Source organism: Pseudonocardia lacus, assembly GCF_018531445.1.
Classification (GTDB): domain Bacteria; phylum Actinomycetota; class Actinomycetes; order Mycobacteriales; family Pseudonocardiaceae; genus Pseudonocardia; species Pseudonocardia lacus.
Window position 1 is genome coordinate 21670 of record NZ_JAHDTH010000100.1, and the last position, 7592, is coordinate 29261.

The 7592-nt window shown below is 75.5% G+C and carries 5 protein-coding genes; 2 read left to right on the plus strand and 3 right to left on the minus strand.

Going from position 1 to position 7592, the window contains the following annotated elements; genetic code table 11:
- Positions 1-21 precede the first annotated feature (21 nt).
- The 3 genes from KIK08_RS20980 to KIK08_RS20990 all read right to left on the minus strand — a co-directional run bounded on the left by KIK08_RS20980 (position 22) and on the right by KIK08_RS20990 (position 5224).
- Positions 22-1215 (minus strand): hypothetical protein, encoded by a 1194-nt coding sequence (locus tag KIK08_RS20980; RefSeq protein WP_214404916.1) that lies wholly within the window; start codon positions 1213-1215, stop codon positions 22-24.
- Between the two features lie 129 nt (positions 1216-1344).
- A complete protein-coding gene (gene aspS, locus KIK08_RS20985) occupies positions 1345-3120 on the minus strand; it encodes an aspartate--tRNA ligase (RefSeq protein WP_214404917.1) in 1776 nt (591 codons plus the stop codon).
- A gap of 49 nt (positions 3121-3169) precedes the next feature.
- Positions 3170-5224 (minus strand): intein-containing Rv2578c family radical SAM protein, encoded by a 2055-nt coding sequence (locus KIK08_RS20990; RefSeq protein WP_250557461.1) that lies wholly within the window; start codon positions 5222-5224, stop codon positions 3170-3172.
- 82 nt (positions 5225-5306) lie between these two features.
- On the opposite strand from KIK08_RS20990, the gene KIK08_RS20995 reads away from it, so the two are divergent.
- Together KIK08_RS20995 and KIK08_RS21000 are read left to right on the plus strand one after the other, a co-directional pair.
- Positions 5307-5906: a gluconokinase gene (locus tag KIK08_RS20995; RefSeq protein ID WP_308257766.1), complete on the plus strand. Its 600-nt coding sequence runs from the start codon at positions 5307-5309 to the stop codon at positions 5904-5906.
- A gap of 49 nt (positions 5907-5955) precedes the next feature.
- A complete protein-coding gene (locus KIK08_RS21000; protein ID WP_250557471.1) occupies positions 5956-7407 on the plus strand; it encodes a GntT/GntP/DsdX family permease in 1452 nt (483 codons plus the stop codon).
- Positions 7408-7592: the final 185 nt, after the last annotated feature.

Consider the following 7592-nt stretch of genomic DNA (forward strand, 5'->3'; position numbering starts at 1 on the left):
CACATCCGAGGGCGGCGGGGCTCAGGCCACGGAGCGGAACGCCGGGTAGACCGGCAGCTCGGTGGGGGCGTCCGGGAAGCGCTCGGCGAGCGCCAGCGCGATCTCGGTGCCCAGCTCCTCGGTGCCCGGCATGCCGGAGCGGGCCGCCACGGCGGCCACCTGGCGCCAGTAGTGCGCCAGGGCCGTGCTGATCCGCGGGGACCGGGTGGCGTCCGGGCCGACGGGCGCGTCGCGACCGCGGATGCGCGGCAACAGCCACCAGGTGCACAGCCACACCCACAGCAGCTGCGCCTGGCGCAGCCGCTTCTCCAGCCGCTCGGGGTGGTCCAGGTCGGGCCAGACCTCGACGATCTCGCTGCGCCACGCGTCGAGCATCGCCTCGGCCATGCCGTCGGGGAGCGCGAAGCTGGCCTCGCAGCCGGGGAACGGCACCCGGAAGTAGGCCGCGTCCAGGGCGATGTCGCGGAAGCAGCCCCACTCGAAGTCGACGAAGCGCACCCCGCGGCTGGTGACCAGGTTGTTGTCCGGGCAGGTGTCGGACGGGCTGAACGCCCGGTAGCGGGTGGCGCCCAGCAGCCGCACGGTGTCGTGGGCCTCCAGGGTGGCGTCCGGGGGCACCTTCACCCCGAGCTCGTGCGCCAGCAGCGCCGGCAGCCCGGCGACCGCCGCCCTGGCGTCCTCGGCCATCGGGTCGCGCCAGGCGCGCTCGCCGAGGCGGCGCAGCAGGGCGCCGAAGTCGTTCTCGCGCCCGGCCGTGGCGGCCTGCATGCGCCCCAGCGCCCGCGCCCAGCTGAGCAGGCAGCGGCGGGCGGCCTCCGGGTCGGGGCCGAAGAGCTTGTCGGCCAGCGTGGAGCTGCGCCCGAGGTCCTCCAGGACGAGCAGCCGGGCCTGCGGGTCGTGCGCGATCAGCACCGGGCTGGGCCGGGCGTCCGCGGGCAGCGCGGTGAACAGCTGGCAGCTGGCGACCTCGTAGTGGAACGGGTCGGGGCGGCCCGGGTCGGGCGCGGCCACGTAGTGCTTGACGACCAGCGTGCGGGGCAGCGAGAAGGGGTTGCGCGCCACGCGGGCACGGGCCACCACCGAGCGCTCGCTGCCCCCCAGGTCCTCCGGGTCGGCGAGCACGATGCCGGCGCCCGACCGGCGCGTCAGCAGCCGCTCGGCGGCCGTGAGCGCAGCAAGCACCGGCCTGGGGAAGTTGCCCAGGTCGTGTCCCATCGCTCGCGACCCTACTCCCTGGGCGGACCCGGCATGTCCGGCTCGGCCCGTGGCGTGAACCCGTCGAGAACGACGTTGCCGCGCGGTGGACCGTTCCAACCACGCGGCGACGTCGTTCTCGACGGTGGGTCAGCCTGCGGTGGACGCGGGCTTCGCGTCCACCCCCGCCTCCTTGCGCTGCTGCGCGGTGATCGGCGCCGGGGCCGAGGTCAGCGGGTCGAACCCGCCGCCGGTCTTCGGGAACGCGATGACCTCGCGGATCGAGTCGACCCCGGCCAGCAGGGCGACGATCCGGTCCCAGCCGAACGCGATGCCGCCGTGCGGGGGCGGGCCGTAGGCGAACGCGTCGAGCAGGAAGCCGAACTTGTCCTGGGCCTCCTCCTCGCCCAGGCCCATGATCTCGAAGACCCGCTTCTGGACGTCGGCGCGGTGGATACGGATGGAGCCGCCGCCGATCTCGTTGCCGTTGCAGACGATGTCGTAGGCGTAGGCCAGTGCGTTGCCGGGGTCGGACTCGAACTTGTCGATCCAGTCCGGGGTGGGCGAGGTGAACGCGTGGTGCAGCGCCGTCCACGAGCCCCCGCCGACGGCCACGTCCTCGGTGTCGGCCGTGGCCTCGAACAGCGGGAAGTCGACCACCCACACGAACGACCAGGCGTTCTCGTCGATCGCGCCGATCCGGCGGGCGATCTCCCCGCGCGCGGCGCCGAGCAGGGCGCGGGCCTCGTTGGGCCGGCCGGCGGCGAAGAAGATGCAGTCGCCCGGCTGCGCGCCGACGGCCGCGGGCAGCCCGGCGCGCTCGGTCTCGGAGAGGTTCTTGGTGACCGGGCCCTTCTCGCTGACCGTGCCGTCCTCGTCGACCAGCACGTAGGCCAGCCCCCGGGCGCCGCGCTGCTTGGCCCACTCCTGCCAGGCGTCGAGCTGCTTGCGCGGCTGGCTCGCCCCACCGGGCATGACGACCGCGCCCACGTACGGGTTCTGGAACACGCGGAACCCGGTGCCGGAGAAGTACTCGGTGAGCTCGGTGAGCTCGATGTCGAAGCGCAGGTCGGGCTTGTCCGAGCCGTAGCGGTCCATCGCCTCGGCGTAGCTGATCCGCCGGATCGGTCGCGGGACCTCGTGGCCGACCAGCTCCCACAGCGCGGCCAGGACGGCCTCGGCCAGCTCGATGACGTCGTCCTGCTCGACGAAGCTCATCTCGATGTCGAGCTGGGTGAACTCGGGCTGGCGGTCGGCGCGGAAGTCCTCGTCGCGGTAGCAGCGCGCGATCTGGTAGTAGCGCTCCAGCCCGCCCACCATGAGCAGCTGCTTGAACAGCTGCGGGCTCTGCGGCAGCGCATACCAGGAGCCGGGGCGCAGCCGGGCGGGCACCACGAAGTCGCGCGCGCCCTCGGGGGTGGAGCGGGTCAGCGTCGGGGTCTCGACCTCGACGAAGTCGCGCTCGTCGAGGACGCGGCGGGCGGCCCGGTTGACCGCGGAGCGCAGCCGCATGGCCGCGGCCGGGCCCGGCCGGCGCAGGTCGAGGTAGCGGTGCTTGAGCCGGACGTCCTCGCCGACCTCGGCGTGCTCGTCGACCGGGAACGGCAGCGGCGCGGCCTCCGAGAGCACGGTCAGCTCGGTGGCGGTGACCTCGATCTCGCCGGTGGCCAGCTCGGGGTTCTCGTTGCCCGTCGGGCGGCGCGAGACCTCCCCGACGATCTGCACGCAGAACTCGGCGCGCAGCCGGTGCGCCCGCTCGGCCATCTCGCCCTCGCGGAACACCACCTGCGCGGAGCCGGAGGCGTCGCGCAGGTCGATGAAGATGACCCCGCCGTGATCGCGGCGGCGCGCCACCCAGCCGGCGAGGGTCACGGTCTGTCCGGCGTGCTCGGCACGGAGGGTGCCGGCGGGAAGGGTGCGCATCACGCGGCGAGGCTATCCGGCCGCCCGGGGTGCCCGGCCAGCAGGTTTCGGACTACAGCAGGCTCAACTGCTCCCCCGGCGGATCGAAGGCCGTCTCACCTTCCGTGGCGGACCCGTCACTGGGTGTGCGATTGCGGAGGGTGCCCGCCCCCGTGGCCAGCCCGTGGCGGCGCAGCAACGGCGCGACCCGCTCGGCCAGCGCCCGGCGGTAGGCCGGGTCGACGTAGGCGCCGCGGCGGTAGAGCCGCTCGTAGCGCGGCACGAGTGCCGGGTGCTCGCGGGCCAGCCAGGCGGTGAACCACTCGCGGGTGCCGCGGCGCAGGTGCAGCGCCATGACCGTCGCCCCGCTCGCGCCGGCCGCGGCGATCCGCGCGAGCAGCGCGTCGAGCGCCTCGGGCGAGTCGGTGAGCAGCGGCAGGACCGGGGCGACCATCACCCCGCAGGGCAGCCCGGCATCGGCGATGCGGCGGACCATGTCGAGCCGGGCGGCCGGGGACGGCGTGCCCGGTTCGAGGCGGGCCTGCAGCTCCCGGTCGAGCAGCGCGACCGAGACACCGATGCCGACCGGCACGTCGGCCGCGGCGGACGCCAGCCGGGGCAGGTCGCGGGTGAGCACCGTGCCCTTGGTGAGGATCGAGAACGGCGTCCCGGACCCGGCCAGCGCGTCGATCACCCCCGGCATCAGCCGGTAGCGGCCCTCGGCGCGCTGGTACGGGTCGGTGTTGGTGCCCATCGCGACCGGCTCGCGGCCCCAGCGCGGCGCGCGCAGCTCGCGCCGCAGCACGGCGGCCACGTTGACCTTGACCACGATCTGGCTGTCGAAGTCGGCCCCGGCGTCCAGGTCGAGGTAGGTGTGGGTGTTGCGGGCGAAGCAGTTGTGGCTGACCACGCCCTCGGCCACGAAGTCGCCGGTGCCGGTGGTGATGTCGTACATCGGCAGCGCGACGCCGAGGTCGACGACCGACTCGACCTCCGAGCCCTCCACCGCCTCGACCGCCGCGCCGACCGGGCCGCGCCCGCGGGCGACCGCCGGGTCGGCGACCCGCAGCAGCCGCAGCAGCTCCCCCGCCCCGCCGCACGGACCGATCTCGACGCCCCGCTCGCCGCGGGCGACCGCGAACCGGAAGCCCAGCCGGTGCAGCGCGCCGGCGACCCGGCCGAGCACCGCGTCGTCGGGGTGGCGGACGACGAGCCGGCCGTCGACGACGTCGCCGCGGGCGTCGAGCACGCCGGCCAGGAATCCCGCGCACCAGTCCTCGTCGGGCTCGACCGGGTGGCGCAGCAGGTCGGTGAGCGCGGCCAGCCCGCGGCCGGGCGGCGGCACCCGGCCGGGCTCGGACAGCGCCGCGACCGGGGCGGGGCGCACCGGGAAGCCGGACAGGAAGTGGTGCGCGCGGCCGAGCGCCTCCAGTTCGAGGCGCGGTGAGGGGAAGCCGTCCGGGCCGTCGCCGTCGACCAGGCCGCAGAGGTAGCCGGAGCGGTACTCGGCGGTGTGGCCGGTCCGCTCGGCACCCTCGCGCCCGGGCGCGCCGCCGACGCCGGGCCCGAGCAGGGCGGCGCCGGGGCGGAGCCGGGGGCGCCGGCCCGACCGGCACCACCCGCCGGTGACGTGGCGCCAGCCGCGGTCGGTGAGGAAGCGGTGCTCGCCGCTGGCGACCATCTCGGTGCCCCCGCGCAGGCGCAGCCGGTGCGCGGGCTTCGTGGTCGACCAGTGCGCGAGCACGGTGGTGGGCACGTAGCGGCGGGGACCGCCGTCGGGCCCGTCGACCGGCTCGGTGCCCAGGACCACGTCGCCGACCCGCAGCCGGGAGATGGGCGTGGTGCGGCCGTCGGGCAGCAGCACGCGGGTGGGTCCGGCCAGGCAGTACACGCAGGCGTGCGAGCAGCCGCGGTAGGGGTTGACCGTCCACTCGAACGGCAGCGGCGACGGGCCGGGCACGCGGTTGAGCGCCGAGCGCGCCTCCACCTCGTGGAAGACGGTGCCGGCGAACTCGGGCGTGCGCACCGTGCGCAGCAACCCGCGCATGCCGGGCAGCGCGGGGGCGTCGCCGACGCCCGTGTCCAGGACCTGCTGACCGCTCCACCGCATGGCCAGAGTCGAACACATGTTCGATACCATCGCAAGCGGATCGGCAGACCCGGCGGACCGGCGCCGGATGAGCCAGGCTGCACGCCATGGCAGGTGCACGGTGAGCGGATCGCAGCAGCGGCAGGGACCGCTGACACTGGTCGTGATGGGGGTGTCCGGCGTCGGCAAGTCCTCGGTCGCCGCCGAGCTCGTCGACGCGACGGGCTGGGTGTTCGCCGAGGGCGACGAGTTCCACACCCAGGCCAACCGGGACAAGATGGCCGCCGGGCACCCGCTCGACGACGACGACCGCTGGCCGTGGCTGCGCCGGCTGGCCGACTGGATCGGCGAGCAGGAGGCGGCGGGGCAGGGCGCCGTGGTCACCTGCTCCGCGCTCAAGCGCGCCTACCGCGACCTGCTCTGCGACGGCCACCCGTCGGTGCGGTTCGTGCACCTGACGGCCTCCGACGAGCTGGTCGCCGAGCGGATCTCCGCCCGCAAGGGCCACTACATGCCACCCACGCTGCTGGAGAGCCAGCTCCGCACGCTGGAGCCGCTGCAGCCCGACGAGCCCGGGGTCGCCGTCGACACCACCGGCGACCAGGCCTCCGTCGCCCGCTCCGCGCTCGACGCGCTGGGTCTCGACGTGCCCGACCGCAGCCACGCCGCCACCTCCCCGACACCCGCCCCGCACCCGCGCGAGGCGGGGGACCAGCCGTGACGGAGGCGGGGGACCAGCCGTGACGGCGCTGCTCGCGGCCGGCGCCCTGCTGGCCCAGGACGAGGCGCCCGCGCCGCCCGCGGTGCCGCCCGCGCTCCTCATCACCGCCGCGGTGCTCGGCATCGTGGTCATCGTGCTGCTGATCTCCTGGCTGCACGTGCACCCGTTCCTGGCGCTGGTGTTCGGCTCCGCGGTGCTCGGCGTCGTCGGCGGGCTCGGGCCCGAGGGCACCATCAACAGCTTCTCCGACGGCGTGGGCAGCACGGTCGGCGGCGTCGGGGTGCTGATCGCGCTGGGTTCGATGATCGGTGGCCTGCTCGCCGACTCCGGCGGCGCCGACCGGGTCGTCGAGGCGGTGACCTCGCGGGTCGGGGCGCGCGCGTTGCCCTGGGCGCTGGCCGGGGTGGCCGCGCTCATCGGGCTGCCGCTGTTCTTCGAGGTCGGCGTGGTGCTGCTGGTGCCCGTGGTGCTGCTGGTCGCGGCCAGGGCGCGGGTCAGCGTGCTGGCCGTGGGCATCCCGGCGCTGGCCGGGCTCTCGGTGCTGCACGGGCTGGTGCCCCCGCACCCCGGTCCGCTGGTGGCCATCGACGCCCTCGGCGCCGACCTGGGCATCACGTTGGCCTTCGGGCTCATCGTGGCCGTGCCGACCGTGATCGTGGCCGGGCCGCTGTTCGCGAAGCTGGCGCTGCGCTGGGTGCCGCTGGCGCCGCCCGCCGAGGTGGGTCCGGGGCAGCCCGACCCGGACCCCGGCGCCGGGACCACCACCACGCGCACCGACGACGGCGAACCCGACGCGGCGGACCGGGCCACCGGCAGCGGCGTGCGGGCGACCCGGCGGGTCAGCGTGGGGGCGGCGGTCGCCGTCGTGCTCACGCCGGTGGTGCTGATGCTGCTGCGGGCGGTCGCCGAGGTCGCACTGCCCGAGGACAGCGGACTGCGCGCTGCGCTGGAGGTGGCCGGGGAACCGGTCGTCGCGCTGCTGGCCGGTGTGGTGCTGGCCATGCTGGTGCTGGGTGCGCCGGCCGGGCTCGACCGCCGGGCCGTCTCGGCCTCGATCGGTGGCGCGCTGCCGCCCATCGCCGGCATCCTGCTGATCGTCGGGGCCGGTGGCGGCTTCAAGCAGACCCTGATCGACGCCGGCGTCGGCGACCTGGTCGGGCGGGCGGCCGAGGGGATCGCGCTGTCGCCGCTGATCCTCGGGTGGCTGGTGGCGGTGGGCATCCGGGTGGCCACCGGTTCGGCCACCGTCGCCACGATCACCGCGGCCGGGATCGTCGCGCCGCTGGCCGCCGACCTGAACGCGCCGACCGTCGCGCTGCTCGCGCTGGCGATCGGGGCCGGGTCGCTGTTCTTCTCGCACGTCAACGACGCCGGGTTCTGGCTGGTCAAGGAGTACTTCGGGCTCACCGTCGGGCAGACGATCAAGAGCTGGTCGGTGATGGAGACGATCATCTCGGTGGTCGGTCTGGCGCTCGTGCTGGTGCTGTCGGCGTTCGTCTGAGGCCACCCGGGGGGCCGGCCCGCCCCGCCTTGGCAGGATGGCCGGATGCCGATGGATGAGCCGGGGTACCGGGCGGACGCCCGCCGCGGCGGCGCACCCGCCGATCCCGGACGCCACCGGCACGGCCAGCACACCGGTGGCCACACCCGGCCCGGGCGCCCCGGCCCGCCCCCGCCGGGCGGCTG

Coding starts and splice junctions, on each gene's coding strand:
- KIK08_RS20980 (WP_214404916.1), bottom strand. CDS start 1,215: ATGGGACACGACCTGGGCAACTTCCCCAGGCCGGTGCTTGCTGCGCTC.
- KIK08_RS20990 (WP_250557461.1), bottom strand. CDS start 5,224: ATGTGTTCGACTCTGGCCATGCGGTGGAGCGGTCAGCAGGTCCTGGAC.